The 14,701-nt window shown below is 41.1% G+C and carries 9 protein-coding genes; 8 read left to right on the forward strand and 1 reads right to left on the reverse strand.

Annotated elements, in window-relative coordinates; all coding sequences use genetic code 11:
• Positions 1–28 precede the first annotated feature (28 nt).
• The 6 genes from HYG93_RS02115 to HYG93_RS02140 all read left to right on the forward strand — a co-directional run bounded on the left by HYG93_RS02115 (position 29) and on the right by HYG93_RS02140 (position 9,266).
• Complete coding sequence (locus HYG93_RS02115; protein WP_228198898.1) at positions 29–706, forward strand: hypothetical protein; 678 nt, start codon at positions 29–31, stop codon at positions 704–706.
• A gap of 128 nt (positions 707–834) precedes the next feature.
• Positions 835–4,407 carry a DNA polymerase III subunit alpha gene (gene dnaE, locus HYG93_RS02120; protein WP_120365342.1) on the forward strand — a complete coding sequence of 1,191 codons (3,573 nt, stop codon included), beginning with the start codon at positions 835–837 and terminating at the stop codon, positions 4,405–4,407.
• Positions 4,408–4,464: 57 nt separating this feature from the next.
• Positions 4,465–5,301 carry an RNA methyltransferase gene (locus HYG93_RS02125; RefSeq protein WP_178961739.1) on the forward strand — a complete coding sequence of 279 codons (837 nt, stop codon included), beginning with the start codon at positions 4,465–4,467 and terminating at the stop codon, positions 5,299–5,301.
• Positions 5,301–6,110, forward strand: coding sequence for a serine O-acetyltransferase (gene cysE, locus HYG93_RS02130; protein WP_106985460.1), 810 nt, complete (start codon positions 5,301–5,303; stop codon positions 6,108–6,110). The genes HYG93_RS02125 and cysE overlap by 1 nt, the downstream gene beginning before the upstream one ends.
• Before the next feature lie 120 nt (positions 6,111–6,230).
• Positions 6,231–7,148, forward strand: a complete 918-nt coding sequence (locus HYG93_RS02135; RefSeq protein ID WP_106985459.1) for an ABUW_2363 family tetratricopeptide repeat lipoprotein — start codon at positions 6,231–6,233, stop codon at positions 7,146–7,148.
• Positions 7,149–7,271: 123 nt separating this feature from the next.
• Positions 7,272–9,266, forward strand: coding sequence for an esterase/lipase family protein (locus tag HYG93_RS02140; protein ID WP_372658444.1), 1,995 nt, complete (start codon positions 7,272–7,274; stop codon positions 9,264–9,266).
• Between the two features lie 69 nt (positions 9,267–9,335).
• Here HYG93_RS02140 and HYG93_RS02145 read toward each other — a convergent pair whose 3' ends face one another.
• Positions 9,336–10,097: a TenA family transcriptional regulator gene (locus HYG93_RS02145; RefSeq protein ID WP_106985458.1), complete on the reverse strand. Its 762-nt coding sequence runs from the start codon at positions 10,095–10,097 to the stop codon at positions 9,336–9,338.
• Positions 10,098–10,424: 327 nt separating this feature from the next.
• On the opposite strand from HYG93_RS02145, the gene HYG93_RS02150 reads away from it, so the two are divergent.
• Both HYG93_RS02150 and mutS read left to right on the forward strand, forming a co-directional pair.
• Positions 10,425–11,642, forward strand: coding sequence for a diguanylate cyclase (locus HYG93_RS02150; protein WP_106985457.1), 1,218 nt, complete (start codon positions 10,425–10,427; stop codon positions 11,640–11,642).
• A 312-nt stretch (positions 11,643–11,954) separates the two neighbouring features.
• Positions 11,955–14,585, forward strand: coding sequence for a DNA mismatch repair protein MutS (gene mutS / locus HYG93_RS02155; RefSeq protein WP_106985456.1), 2,631 nt, complete (start codon positions 11,955–11,957; stop codon positions 14,583–14,585).
• Positions 14,586–14,701 lie beyond the last annotated feature (116 nt).

Genomic DNA, 14,701 nt, shown 5'->3' on the forward strand with positions numbered 1-14,701 from the left:
ATAGACCTAACATAAATAGACTTATGCTTTGAAACACCTACCCAACAAAATTAAAAAAAGGACAGTTATGCGACTCACCTATCAACTCTTTCCAGCACTCATTATTGGTTCAACCATTTGCACAACAATTTCTGCCTCAATCGCTGACTATAATTATGTCACCAGCATTCAAGTCAATGGCGAAGATTTAGCATCACCTGTAACTGCAGCAAAAGCAAATGTTCTAATCGACAAAAATCCCGTCAGACTCAAGTATGAATATTCTGATTGTACAGGTAATACCGAATTCCACGGATCAACCCAAGCTAAGTTTTTAAGGTTTGAAATTTATGCTGAGGATAATCCTCAAATTAAAAATGAATCATTTTATAAAAATAAAAACAGTTTTACCCAATTAGGTCAAACCAAAGGAAAGGTTTGGATGGAATGGAGTAATAGCTCTCAAATCTACGATAAAATTCAAATGGGTCAAATTTCTATTACGCCCCGATATACCTTTCAGCAATTTCAAAAAGATTTTCCCAAGAGCGCAAAATTAGCCAATTCAAATGAAATCGCTTATGTCATTTTACTCCCACCCCAAAAGGCTAAAAGGGTTTTAAAAGAACCGCAAAACTATGATTTACCCTATATAAGCAACTTAGCTTTTAATTTTAAAAATGGAAAATTAAGCGCATTTTCAATTAATCAAGGAATTGCTTGCTGAACACCAACTTCGATCTGCGTTTATTGCGTAAACAGTGAACCGATAAAACTGTAGAAAGCCATGCAATAAACGTAAGTTTCACTCTAGAGCATGCTAAAATAATCAGCTGTTTTCGCTGGGACTCATCTATGCACTTTGTACATCTTGGTATTTATACAGAATTTTCAATCACCGAATCTATTGTACGTATACCTGATCTAGTAAAAGCTGCAGCTGCAGATGAAATGCCAGCCTTGGCCCTTACAGACCTGTCCAATTTACATGCGTCTGTTAAATTCTATAAAAAATGTTTAGACAAAGGCATTAAGCCAATTTTTGGCTCTACCCTTCGTTTAAATGACGCAGAGCATCGTATTAGCTTATTGGCCATGAGCAAAAAAGGTTGGCGTAGCCTGACAGAATTAGTTTCTGAAGGCTATATTCGTGGCCAACAACTTGATATTCCTTGCGTACAAAAAGACTGGATTTTAGAGCAACACGAAGATTTAATCGTGTTGCTTGGCCAGCACAGTGATGTCGGCAAGATGCTGATGACATCCAATCCGCAAAAAGCCGAGCCTTTACTGGAAGAATGGATTTCAAAATTTGGCAATCGTGTTTATTTAGCCTTAACACGTACCAATCGTTCGGGTGAAGAAGACTTTATTCAAGAAGCTGTAAAACTCGCAAAAAAATTCAATATTGGCGTGGTTGCACATAATGATGTGCACTTCATTACAGCCGAAGACTTTGAAGCACATGAAGCGCGTGTATGTATTGCCGATGGTTATGTTTTAGGAGACAGCCGTCGCCCTAAAAACTACAGCCCAGACCAATACTTCAAAACTGCAGCGGAAATGACGGAGTTATTTGCAGACATTCCAACTGCCATCGAAAACACGTTTTATATTGCTCAGCGTTGTAATGTCACACTCCGCTTAGGTTTCCACGACCTTCCAGATTACCCAATTCCAGATGGTCACACCATCGACACTTATTTTGCACACTTGTGTGAAGTCGGCTTAGATGAACGCCTAGAATTCCTCTACCCACTCGCACAACGTGGCGATGATTGGGCAGACATTCGCAAGCCTTACGATGAACGTCTGGCGTTTGAAATTAAAATTATTTTAGACATGGGATTCCCTGGCTACTTCCTGATTGTCATGGACTTCATTCAATGGTCTAAAGGAAATGGCGTACCTGTAGGCCCGGGTCGTGGTTCAGGTGCCGGCTCATTGGTTGCCTATAGTTTAAAAATTACCGACCTTGATCCACTGCGTTATGACCTACTATTTGAACGTTTCTTAAACCCAGAGCGTGTATCGATGCCCGATTTCGACGTCGATTTCTGTATCGCAGGTCGTGACCGTGTCATTGACTATGTAGCACGTACTTATGGACGTGATGCAGTATCGCAAATTGCAACCTTTGGTACCATGGCGGCCAAAGGTGCGATTCGTGACGTGGCACGTGTCTTGGGTAAATCTTATGGTTTGGCCGATCGAATCTCTAAGCTGATTCCAACGAAACCTTTGGGCTTGAGCTTAGAAGAATCAATTGAAGCTGAGCCACAACTTAAAGATGTGGTGACCAATCCTTCTAACCCAGATTTTGATGATGCATCAGAAATTTGGGAAATGGCGCTTAAACTCGAAGGGATTACACGTAACACGGGTAAACACGCAGGTGGTGTGGTTATTGCACCAACCAAACTAACTGACTATTCAGCGGTTATGTGTGATGCCGATGGTACAGCCCGTGTTGCCCAATTTGATAAAGACGATGTTGAGTCCGCAGGTTTAGTTAAGTTCGACTTTTTGGGTCTACGAAACCTGACCGTAATTGAAGATGCCATTAAGCATATTAATGCACGTCCAGATATTACTGATCCAATCGACATTTCTTATATTCCACTAGACGACCCAGATGCATACGCTGTGTTTGCCGATGCAAACACGACCGCGGTATTCCAGTTTGAATCCGTCGGTATGAAAAAAATGCTGAAGGAAGCGCGTCCAAGCAAATTTGAAGAAATTATTGCCTTCGTGTCGCTGTATCGTCCAGGCCCAATGGATCTGATTCCAGACTTTATTTTCCGTATGCACGGCGGTGAGTTTGAATACTTACATCCATTGCTCGAAAAAGTACTCGAACCGACTTACGGCATTATGGTGTATCAAGAACAGGTAATGCAGGCAGCACAGTTCTGTGCTGGCTATACACTTGGTGGCGCCGATTTACTCCGCCGTGCCATGGGTAAGAAAAAACCTGAAGAAATGGTAAAACAGCGTCAAATCTTTATTGAAGGTGCGGCGCTTAAAGACATCGATACAGATACAGCCAACCATATCTTCGACTATATGGAAAAATTCGCAGGCTATGGTTTTAACAAATCACATGCTGCAGCTTATGCCCTTGTTGCTTATCAAACAGCATGGTTAAAAGCACACTATCCTGCAGAGTTTATGTCTGCAGTAATGACTTCGGAAATGCAAAACACCGACAACGTGGTGTTCTTAATTGATGACTGTCGTAGCAATAAACTGGAAGTATTACCACCTTCAGTCAATATGTCTTTATATAATTTCCATGCCAGCGACCCACAAACGATTGTCTATGGTTTAGGCGCAATCAAAGGTGTGGGTGAAGCCGCAATGCAATCCGTGATTGACTCACGCAAGCAAGAAGGCCCATATCGCGACTTATTTGATTTCTGTCATCGTATTGATTTAAAGAAAATTAATAAGCGCACCTTAGAAGCACTCATTCGCGCAGGTGCACTCGACTGCTTAGGCATAGAACGCTCAAGCCTCATGGCACAATTGCCAGAAGCCGTGCAAGCAGCCGAACAAGCACGCTCAAACCGAGAAACTGGCATTATGGACTTATTTGGCGAAGTTGAAGAAGTTCAACGTAAGCCTGCTAAGCCTGTAAAACCTTGGTCGGATGAAGTTCGCTTAAAAGGTGAAAAAGACACACTTGGTCTTTACCTGACTGGCCACCCGATCGATGTTTATCGTCCTGAATTGAAATCATTTATTTCACAGCGCATTAATGAACTTACGCCTACACGTCGTGGTGTCACCACAGTATTTGCAGGTCTCGTGGTCGATGTAGCCAACTTCCCAAATCGCATGATGATTACCTTGGATGACGGCACAGCACGAATTGAAGTTTCAGCAAATCACGAACGCTTCCAACGCTTTAAAGATATTGTTCAAAATGAAAAAGTCGTCGTCATTGAAGGCGAAATCTATGAACGCGAAGGTTATGATCGTCCTATGGGCCGTTTAACCAAAGCCTTTAGCTTAAATGAAATTCGCCAAAAGCGTGCCAACAGTATTCAGATTACTTTAGACAAAGAGCACCTGAGTGCTACCCTGAGCAAAGACATGCAAAACATTTTGCATCCTTATTGCAATGTCGATATGTCTACCCACATCCCTGTGCATTTATTGGTCGACTTTGACTATGCCAGCGCAGAACTGCATTTGGGCATAGACTGGAAAGTTGCACCTCTTGATGAGCTTTTATCAAAGCTACGTGATTATTTTGGTAAAGCATCTTTGCATATCGAATACCATGTGAAATCAAAAGCAGCCAAAGCCGTCAGCTATGAGCAAGCTCAGCCAGTACAAATTCCGCCCCCACCGTCAAATATGACGATGGATGATGCGATGGATCAATATCAGGCTGAAACGATGAATCAATTTTCATAAGCTTTACTGCCATTCACAGCAAAATTTAAATGTTTAATTATTTAATTTGGAACAATAATGAGTCAAATTGACAATGCAGCTGTTTCAGCGCATCTCTCCCATGTCCGCATCGTTATGGTAAACACCACTTTACCTGCCAATATTGGTAGTGCCCTTCGTGCTATGAAAACGATGGGCTTAGTAAAGTTGGTTTTAGTCGCACCTAAAACCTACCCACATCCTGACATTGATGCTTTGGCTGCTGGCGCAACCGATTTAATTGAACAAATTGAAATTGTTGAAACCTTAGAAGATGCGATCAAAGACTGTCATATTGTATTTGGTACCAGCGCACGTAGTCGCACCATTCCTTGGCCATTACTGGATGCACGTCTTGCAGCAGAATTATCACTGAAAGCTGTAGCCACCCAACAACAAGAAGTGGCTGTCATCTTTGGTCGTGAAGACCGCGGTCTAACCAATGAAGAATTGGCGATGGCGAACTACCATGTCACCATTCCAGTAAACACCGATTACGGCGTACTGAATGTTGCACAAGCAATTCAAGTGATTTGTTATGAAATGCGGATGGCAGCCATGGAATTTACTGCTAAAATTGCAGATCCAGAAGCCAAAATGCATGTGACAGATGATGTTGATATGCAATGGGATGAGCCACTGGTAACACATGAGCAAATGGAACAGTTTTACCCGCATATTGAAAAAATGCTGGCAGACATTGAATTTATGGACCCAAAAAATCCACGCTTATTGCCTTTGCGTTTGCGTCGTTTATTTGGCCGAATTCAATTAGACCGTATGGAATATCATTTGCTCCGTGGTATTTTTAGCCGTGTACAAGCACTCAATAATGGCACATGGAAAAAATCAAAAAATGATGAGGATCAACACTAATGCTTAAACAGCTCCAAGAGGATATACAAGCTGTATTTGCGCGCGATCCTGCCGCTCGCAATACACTTGAAGTCTTAACCACCTACCCAGGTATTCACGCACTCATTATGCACCGCGTTGCACATGAACTGTGGAAAAAAGACTGTAAAGGCTCAGCACGCTTACTTTCCTCTTTTAGTCGTTTTGCAACTGGTATTGAAATTCATCCTGGCGCTAAAATTGGTAGACGCTTTTTTATCGACCATGGCATGGGTGTCGTGATTGGTGAAACAGCTGAAATTGGCGATGATGTTACCCTTTATCATGGTGTTACCTTAGGCGGTACAACATGGAACAAGGGTAAACGTCACCCAACCTTAGAAGATGGTGTTGTGATTGGTGCAGGGGCAAAAATCCTTGGGCCATTTACTGTGGGTAAAAATGCCAAAGTCGGCTCAAATGCTGTGGTGACCAAAGAAGTTCCACCAGAAACGACAGCTGTGGGCAGTCCTGCACGTTTTATTACCAAAGACAAATCAAAAGACGACAAAGAAGCGCGTCGCAATAACTACGCCGAAAGCATTGGTTTCCAAGCTTATGCCACCACACAGGATCAGTCAGATCCAATCTTAGATGGTATGCGCGTGTTATTGGAGCGGATTCAGCTAAATGAACAGCGCATGAACTCCTTGTGCCATCGCTTATCTTTGCTTGATCCGAGCTTTAAAACACAAGCTTTAGATGAACAGCCCTTCAGTGAAGAAGAGTTAAAAATCATTGAAGAAGCACGACGTGAGTGTGAAGCACAAAGTAAACAATCAAAAGCCTAGCTTTACAGCAAATGATCAGGAAGGATCAAGTTGCTGGCTTGCATGTTCGCCAGACTTTAAATAGACTGGCGAATATGCAATTGATGAACATTTTAAAATAATTTAAATGGAAGATTTCTTATGATGCTTAAGCCCTTGGCAGTTGCTTGTCTTGCTTTAACCCTTGCTGCATGTGGAAGCGCACCAACCAATAAAAATAATAATGTACCTAAAGGTTCAATGGTGTTTGTAGAACCTGAACTTACACCACCATTCTATGCACTTAATCCATTTAATTATGATGCACCACCTCCATTTGAAATCAATCTACAAAAAGCTGCGGCGCAACCCGTAACAAAAATGAATGTTAATCTAGCAAGCGATCCATCAAAAACATTAACGCTAGATACCAATCGTTTAATTATTCCAACCGTCAACAGCAAAGTACGCACAATGAAATATGCAGTCCTTGCTGGTGACAACGAAATTGACATCACAGAAATTGATGATTTCTTACAATTAGTAGAAGGCAAAGCACGCCACTATCCACCACGTTTTGTGCAACGTAATGAACGCAAAGGTTTTGAGTTAAAACTTAAACAAGTGACTCAGCAACTTGATACGCTAGCATCAAAAGATAATGCTTCTTTTGACATTCTAGTTCGCGCATTCAAAGCAAGCGTTATGGCACGTAACCTAGACTTAGGTTCTGTTTACACCACTAAATCATTAAACTATGCACAGCGTATTTTAAAAATTAACAAAGATGATGCCGAAGCAAACTTCTGGTTTGGTTTTGGTTTATCTGAAGGTGGCGGTCAACGCGAAGCAATTCCATACCTAGACAAAGCAATGAAAGCTGGCGTACAAGAAGCTTATCTTTCTGCAGCTAACAACTACATCGCAATGGAACAAAAGAAAAATGCTGTTCAAATCTTGCGTAATTACAAAATTAAATACCCTCAAGAAGCTGACGTAGCTGACCGCTTGATTCAAGAAATTGAAAAGCAAGGTCGCTGGAATGTGTGGCAAGTATTGAACCCACCAAAAGCGGGTTAATCTATATTGTTAAAAATAGGCCATTTTTTGGCCTATTTTTATTTATGGCGAATTGAAAAAAATTCAACTTGCAGTATGATTTAAAATAATTCCCCTCAAAATCGCATGAAGATGCAGCATAAAATGAATAAATTACTGCTCGGCGTATTATTAACAACTTCTTTACTGTCTGGCTGTCAGGTCGTCAGCGTGAAGAACCAAGCCTTAAATGTCAGTATTGCTAATGAACGTGACAGTATTTTGTCACGCAGTAAACTCAGTGAAGCAACACTCAACGTTTTGTCTATGAGTGGACGTGAAGCCAAAAGCTGTACCGACACACCAGAACAATGTATTGGTGAAATTAAAAAAATCCCCCAAATACAAGATGAGCAAATTTACTCTGCAGCCAGTGAACTCTATTTAGCAAAAGCTATCGCACTTGGTGATTCTTCTGCCTGTAAGTCTAGTGTGCTGTCTAGTACCCGTTCAGAAGAAAAAAAGGCCATTGAAAAGCAAAATTTACAGAACTGTGTAATAGAACAAATGAATATGCTCGATCGTAGCATTCGTTATAGCTATGCCTATATGTTCAAAACCCAGCGTGCGCCACAAGACCGTATTTTTGACAACAGACAAGTTCAAATCCGCGATTTCTATAATCAAGGAATTGCAAAACTCGTTGGACTGTATACCACCTACCATGCTCAAGCTGAGGCTGTTACACAAATTCAAGTAGGGAAAAGTCGCTATCGTATCGATTACAGCCATTATGCTGGCCTACAAAACAGCAAAGTTGAGCAGTTAATGTCAACTTATAATCTTAACTTCTCTGGCTTACGCTCTATCACCCGCCGAGATGGTTTTGGTGCCGAGTTCTTAATTGTGTTACCTGAAGATAAAAAACCTGAAGGAACTAAAAACAAATACATTATTAATCCAATGGATTATAAATATCCAAATAACATTAACCCCAACATCAATACGGCGCGTTATCTGGCTGCCACCTTGACCGCAGAACCCCTACAAGGCAACTCCATTGATGCTATTTTAAATAGCCCAGATTTCGTGATTAAGGTTTACGATCCTTATAAATATGAAACACTGAATGTTGCATCCAAAAACTACCCATTGGCGGCCAATTTCTCAGCACCCTATGGTTTATGGTTAGCAGAAAATAACCTCGGTAAAGCCGCCTATTTATCGCTAATTGACCGTGATGAAAATATCACGATGCCACAACTCTATATGTTAGAACCCTACAATCCAGATAAAAAAGTGATTGTATTGGTACACGGTCTAGCCAGTAGTCCAGAAGCATGGATCCGCCTGACCAATGATATTATGGGAGATAATGTTTTAAGGGAGCATTATCAAGTCTGGCAAGTGTTCTATTCCACAAATATGCCAATTATTGAAAGTCGCTTCCAAATTTATGCACTTCTAACCCAAGCTTTTGCAAGAGTCGATCCTAAAAGTACGGCAAAAAAAGATGCAGTTTTAATTGGTCATAGTATGGGAGGTATTATTGCGCGTCTTTTAGTGAGTGACGCAGATATTAGCAATGAAGCACTCAAAAAAATGAGCTCTCGCCAGTTGCATCAATATCAAAAAATACCTGTAGTCAAACAACGCATGGTGATGAACGACATTCCTAACTTCAATCGTGCAATCTTTTTGGCATCACCGCACCGCGGAACAGACTATGCAGACCGCTGGTTTACCAAAGTTGCCCGTAAAGTGATTAAATTACCAGGCGCATTTCTATCTGCTTTTGCAGATGTACTGACGCAGGAAGAAGATTTGAAAGACTTGTTAAAACAAGTCGACCAAGGCTTAATACAAAATGGTCCAAGTGACTTAAGCCATAAATCAAACTTCATGCAACTTACAGACGATATTAATCCACGTCCAGGCTTAAAGTTTCACTCAATTATTGGCAATATTAGCGGTAGTAATGACCCAGCACTGATTACAGATGGCATTGTTCCTTATAAAAGTGCTCATTTAAACGGAGCCGTTTCTGAAGTGGTGTTAAAAGGTGGACATTCTATTCAAGAAACACCCGAAGCAGTACTCGAACTACGCCGTATTTTACGTCTACATTTAACAGAACTTGGCCTATATAAACCCAAATAGCCTATTGGATCGCAAATAAAAAAACCGATCTTTTGATCGGTTTTTTTATGTCGTAGCTTTAAGTATAAATTAATTTAGCTTCAAAGTTCGAGCCTGCACTTTACTGCATTCATCCAAAGCCAATTCATAATACGCCAACCCTTCTTTTACTGCACGTAGGGCTTGTTGTTGCAAGGCCGGCTTATTATCACAAATTCGTTTAATCAGCTCCATTGCTTCATAAGGATGTAAATCATCATAATGTGCATGCGCACGTAACCACGCAATGCTACGTTTATTAATATTAACTTCAGGATGATCTGTGTAGGCATTAATTCCAGCATACACTTTACCGCTCCAGTCGCCTGTCGCCCATTCAATTGCAAGATTGGTTGCAGCTAGGCTTTCAACCAGACTCCCTCGCGTATTGATATTCCACAAAAAGTGATTTACTGCATTCATTGCAGCTGTCGGTTGTACCTGATCTAGCTCTTCAACCGTTATACCAAAACCGCCAGCCCAGTCGCGATACCAGTTCAGATGACGCTCTTCAACTTTAATATTTTGAATTAGCCAATCACGCGCTTCTGTTACACCTGCATCTGAGAAATTGGTGGCTTTAGACAGCCCTAATCCCATGTAAGATGGAAAATGCGCCACCAATGGGTAAAACTGTAATAAAGCAAAACGGAAACTTTCGAGCGTTAACTGCCCATTGGCCATATCGTTAAAGAATGGGTGCTCACTAATTCTATTTTTATGTGGAATCAATTCATCCCAGAATTGCTGTGACCACGTGTTATGCGGTGTAATTTCTAGTTGGTTTTCGTAACCACGCACGACTGAAGTCATATCCCTGCCCTCATTTGATTTCTTATTGCGGATCTGTTTTCGATCATAATCCAAACACTAGATTAAACAAGGACATTTTCAGCTATTTTTGACCATTTATCGCTATATTTTTACTTTTAATCAGCAATAAATTCAATTTCAATCGCTTTCCATTAAGTAATTCACACTAATTTGATATGTTATGTTTTGTTTTGCTATTTTTTGCGCTTGTTAACTCAAGAAGCTTTATGTTAATACTAAGCATAAGTAATACATGAAGATAAAAAGGAGGTACGGAGCTGTACCCCGTACCTACAAATAAAATTAGTGTAAATTTGGCAGTATCCAATGAAACTATATGGGTCAAAACTTTTAAGTCGCGACAAAATTGAAGAAATTATTTCCAAAGGGCTTAATTATGTACATTTTTCACCCAGCCTAGAACAAGCCTACAGGCAACAATATCGAGCAGAGGCTGCTTATGAATTTCGCTTCCGCGCCCCTATTATCTTCTTTTTATATGCTTTCTTAAGTTATGGTATTTATCAAACCATTCAAAATGATCCCATTGTGTTTCGTTGGTTTGCGCTCTATTCATGGGTTGGCGTCATCGTCCTCTTTGCATGGATTCTGTCTTTTTTTAAATGTTTAAACCGTTATTTTGACCTCTATACAGGCTTTGGCTGTATGGGTGCGGTCACTATATCTTTTATGACTGTCACCATTATTGGTCATGGAAATGACAACTCACTATTACATGCAGCCATGATGTATGCCGTTGTGATCATTTATGGCTTTGTAGGGCTACGGTTTTATACAGCTCTCATTGCGGGCTGGGTCGGCGGTCTTATTGGGATTGCGGGTACACATTTTTTACAATATGACATTGATTGGACTTTTTTACACCGTACCTACACGTTTAGTAGCTTTTTAGGTATGTCTTTGGCATACGCGATTGACCGTCAGCACCGTGAAAACTATTTGCAAAACTGTATTATCGAGCTCAACAAATTAGAAATGGATGAGCAAGCTAAGCAACTTGAGCACCTTTCACAAATTGACTCTCTCACAGGATTAGCGAATCGTCGTCATCTATCGCTCATTCTGGATCAGCAATGGCGCTATGCAATACGACATCAAACCCCCATTAGCATACTCATGGTCGACATTGACTGCTTTAAAAATTATAACGATCACTTAGGGCATATTGCAGGTGATGAATGCCTACAGATCATTGCGAAAGAGCTTGATAATTTAAGCTCTCGTAGTAATGATTTGGCAGCCCGCTATGGCGGTGAAGAGTTTTTACTTCTTTTCCCAATGTTTGACGAAAAAAAAGTTGAAGCACTCGCTCGCATTTTAATTCAACGGATTCAAAAATTAGCCTTACCACACCCAGCGAGCCCGATTTCAAGCTTAGTGACCGTCAGTATTGGTATTGCCAGTACTATTCCAACGGTTGATCAAGACATGACTGCCTTTATTCAACAAGCAGACCAAGCGCTTTACTACGCTAAAACACACGGGCGCAACCAATATTTTATTGCGAAAAAAACGGCTGCCTAAGCATTAGCACATCATAACTTTGCATTGTATGAGGCACATCATCATACAATGCAAACGTGCACAACAAATCAATTATCACTCGCAGGAGTGAATGGTTTTTCACCCGCCATTCAAAGCACTCTATATTTCCCATAAAACGAGCATGTTGCTCTGTTTTGAATTTTGCTAAACTTGCACATTCGCTTTTGCGCTACAAATAAATGAAAAAGCCAATACAGTAATTGCACTAGCTGAGCAATGACTCCGCTGTACTGTACGCTACGTCATATTTGAGTTTGTACTCACTTTACAAAGGATGAAGGATTTTTTTCAATGACCAGTTCAGAACTTATGGCTGATCTTTCCAGCTTGACCCCAATGATGCAACAATACATGGGCGTCAAAATGCAGCACCCGCATTCATTAATGTTCTACCGTATGGGTGACTTTTATGAACTGTTCTTTGAAGATGCCCACAAAGCAGCCAAAATCTTAGGCATCACGCTTACACATCGTGGCAAAGCCAATGGTGAACCTATTCCAATGGCAGGCGTACCCTATCATGCTGCTGAAGGTTATTTAGCACGACTGGTTAAAAAAGGAGAAACCGTTGTAATTTGTGAACAGATTGGTGAAGTGACAGGTAAAGGCCCTGTAGAGCGCGGCGTTGTCCGTATTATTACACCAGGCACACTGACAGACGATGCGCTATTAACCGCACATCAAAGCTCAAACTTAGTGTCTTTATGCATCCAACAAAATCAAATTGGCATTGCACTGCTTGACTTGAGTGCTGGTATTTTTAAAGTACAGCAACTCGAATTTAATATCGAACAACTGAGCATTGAACTTTCACGTTTAATGCCAAGTGAAATTATTATTGATGAAAACGTCATTGACCAAAACATCATAGAGCAGACCAAACGCCAACTAGACTGCCCTGTAACTAAGCGCCCAAATGTCGATTTTAATCTGAACAATGCTCAAAAAACTTTATGCGACCAATTGGGTGTATCTACACTTTCAGGCTTTGGTATTGATCATTTACCTTTGGCAAAAGCGGCTGCAGCGGCGCTTATTCATTATGCCAAAGAGACTCAAAAAACCGCTTTGCCACATATTCGCTCAATTCAGTTAGAACAAAGCACAGACTTTATTGCGCTTGATCCAGTTACACGTCGTAATTTAGAACTGATTGAACCCTTATTTGAACATGGCACCTCGTTATTTCAATTGATTAATGACTGCCAAACTGCAATGGGCGGACGTCTACTCAGTCGAACGCTGATGCAACCACTTCGTGATACAGCTCTACTGGATGCCCGCCTCGATGCAACGCAGGCACTTTTACAAGGTTGCCATGAAGTCCCTACGCGTTTAGTACTTAAAGAGATTGGCGATATTGAACGCGTCCTCAGTCGAGTGGCCTTAGGCAGTGCACGCCCACGTGATTTGGTTCAACTACGTCAAGCCTGTGCACAAATCCCTTATTTGCGCCATGCCTTATTGCCACTGATCGAGCAAAAGCAATCTCAGCTTTTGCTTGAATTAAATACTGAGTTAGGTGATTTTCACGGTCTACATGAACGCCTTATGAGCGCTATTGTGGAGAATCCACCTGTACTGCTTCGTGATGGTAATGTGATCGCCGAAGGTTTTGATACCGAGCTAGATGAATTACGTAAAATTCGTGATCATGCTGGCCAGTACTTAATTGATCTCGAAATCCAAGAGCGTGCAAATACAGGAATTTCTACCTTAAAAATCGGCTATAACCGTGTCAGTGGTTATTATATTGAGCTCACACGGGCTCAAGCCGAACAAGCACCAGATCATTATATTCGTCGACAGACTTTAAAAAATGCTGAGCGTTATATCACCCCAGAGCTCAAATCTTTTGAAGACAAGGTTCTTTCTAGTGAATCACGTGCTTTGGCGCGTGAAAAAATGCTCTTTGAAATGCTACTCGAAGAGCTACGCCAAGATATTGGACACTTACAAATGATGAGCAGCGCCATTGCTCAAATTGATTTGTTGACCAACTTTGCTCATCAAGCCCGTTTGCGAAATTGGGCACGACCAGAGTTTAGTCCTGAAATTGGTTTGCAAATTCAAGCAGGCCGTCATCCTGTGGTCGAAGCACTCAGCAAAGCTGCCTTCACCCCCAACGACACCAGTCTTGATTTCAATCACCGTATGGCCATTATTACAGGGCCAAATATGGGTGGTAAATCGACGTTTATGCGTCAAACGGCACTGATTGCTTTACTGGCCTACTGTGGTAGTTATGTTCCTGCAAAATCGGCGCTATTGGGTCCAATCGACCGTATCTTTACACGTATTGGCTCAGCAGATGATTTATCTACAGGCAAATCGACATTTATGGTGGAAATGACGGAAACTTCACAAATTTTGCACCACGCGACAAATCAGTCTTTGGTGCTCATGGATGAAGTTGGCCGTGGTACCAGTACTTATGATGGCTTATCTTTAGCATGGGCATGTGTAAATGATCTGACTAAGCGCATTAAATGCTTATGTTTATTTGCTACGCATTATTTTGAATTGACCGAACTGGGCAAAGAAGCTGCCATTGAAAACTTCCATGTTACAGCCAAGGAATTGAATGGTAATTTAATCTTGCTACATAAAGTACAACACGGCCCTGCAAGTCAGAGTCATGGCTTACAAGTGGCAAAATTAGCAGGTATTCCAAACAGTGTAATTAAAGATGCACAAAATCGTTTACATATTTTGGAAAAACAGCAGAAGCAACAGCTCAATCAAGGCGTACAAAATGACTTGTTTAGCGCGCTTGCAACGCCTGAAATTATAGAGCGTGTGGTCGAAGTTGAAGTAGCATCGCCTGCGCTTGAAATTCTTAAGAACTTAGATGTCGATAATCTCAGTCCCCGTGAGGCGTTACAACAACTCTATGCTTTAAAGGACCAACTCAAAGCCTAATTAATATGTAACAAAAACCTACGTATCTTCAAATGATCCGTAGGTTTTGCAGATGATTCTCATTACAGGCACTTTTCGATCAAATTGTTCAGTTTTTATCAAATTTAACAGCCTTG

Origin of the sequence: Acinetobacter sp. SwsAc6, from assembly GCF_013391565.1 — a bacterium.
GTDB lineage: Bacteria > Pseudomonadota > Gammaproteobacteria > Pseudomonadales > Moraxellaceae > Acinetobacter > Acinetobacter cumulans.

Bases quoted from the DNA above. Each gene is read 5' to 3' on its own strand.
- dnaE (WP_120365342.1), top strand. From the start codon at position 835: ATGCACTTTGTACATCTTGGTATTTATACAGAATTTTCAATCACCGAA.
- cysE (WP_106985460.1), top strand. From the start codon at position 5,301: ATGCTTAAACAGCTCCAAGAGGATATACAAGCTGTATTTGCGCGCGAT.
- HYG93_RS02140 (WP_372658444.1), top strand. From the start codon at position 7,272: ATGAATAAATTACTGCTCGGCGTATTATTAACAACTTCTTTACTGTCT.
- HYG93_RS02125 (WP_178961739.1), top strand. From the start codon at position 4,465: ATGAGTCAAATTGACAATGCAGCTGTTTCAGCGCATCTCTCCCATGTC.
- HYG93_RS02150 (WP_106985457.1), top strand. From the start codon at position 10,425: ATGAAACTATATGGGTCAAAACTTTTAAGTCGCGACAAAATTGAAGAA.
- HYG93_RS02145 (WP_106985458.1), bottom strand. From the start codon at position 10,097: ATGACTTCAGTCGTGCGTGGTTACGAAAACCAACTAGAAATTACACCG.
- mutS (WP_106985456.1), top strand. From the start codon at position 11,955: ATGACCAGTTCAGAACTTATGGCTGATCTTTCCAGCTTGACCCCAATG.
- HYG93_RS02135 (WP_106985459.1), top strand. From the start codon at position 6,231: ATGATGCTTAAGCCCTTGGCAGTTGCTTGTCTTGCTTTAACCCTTGCT.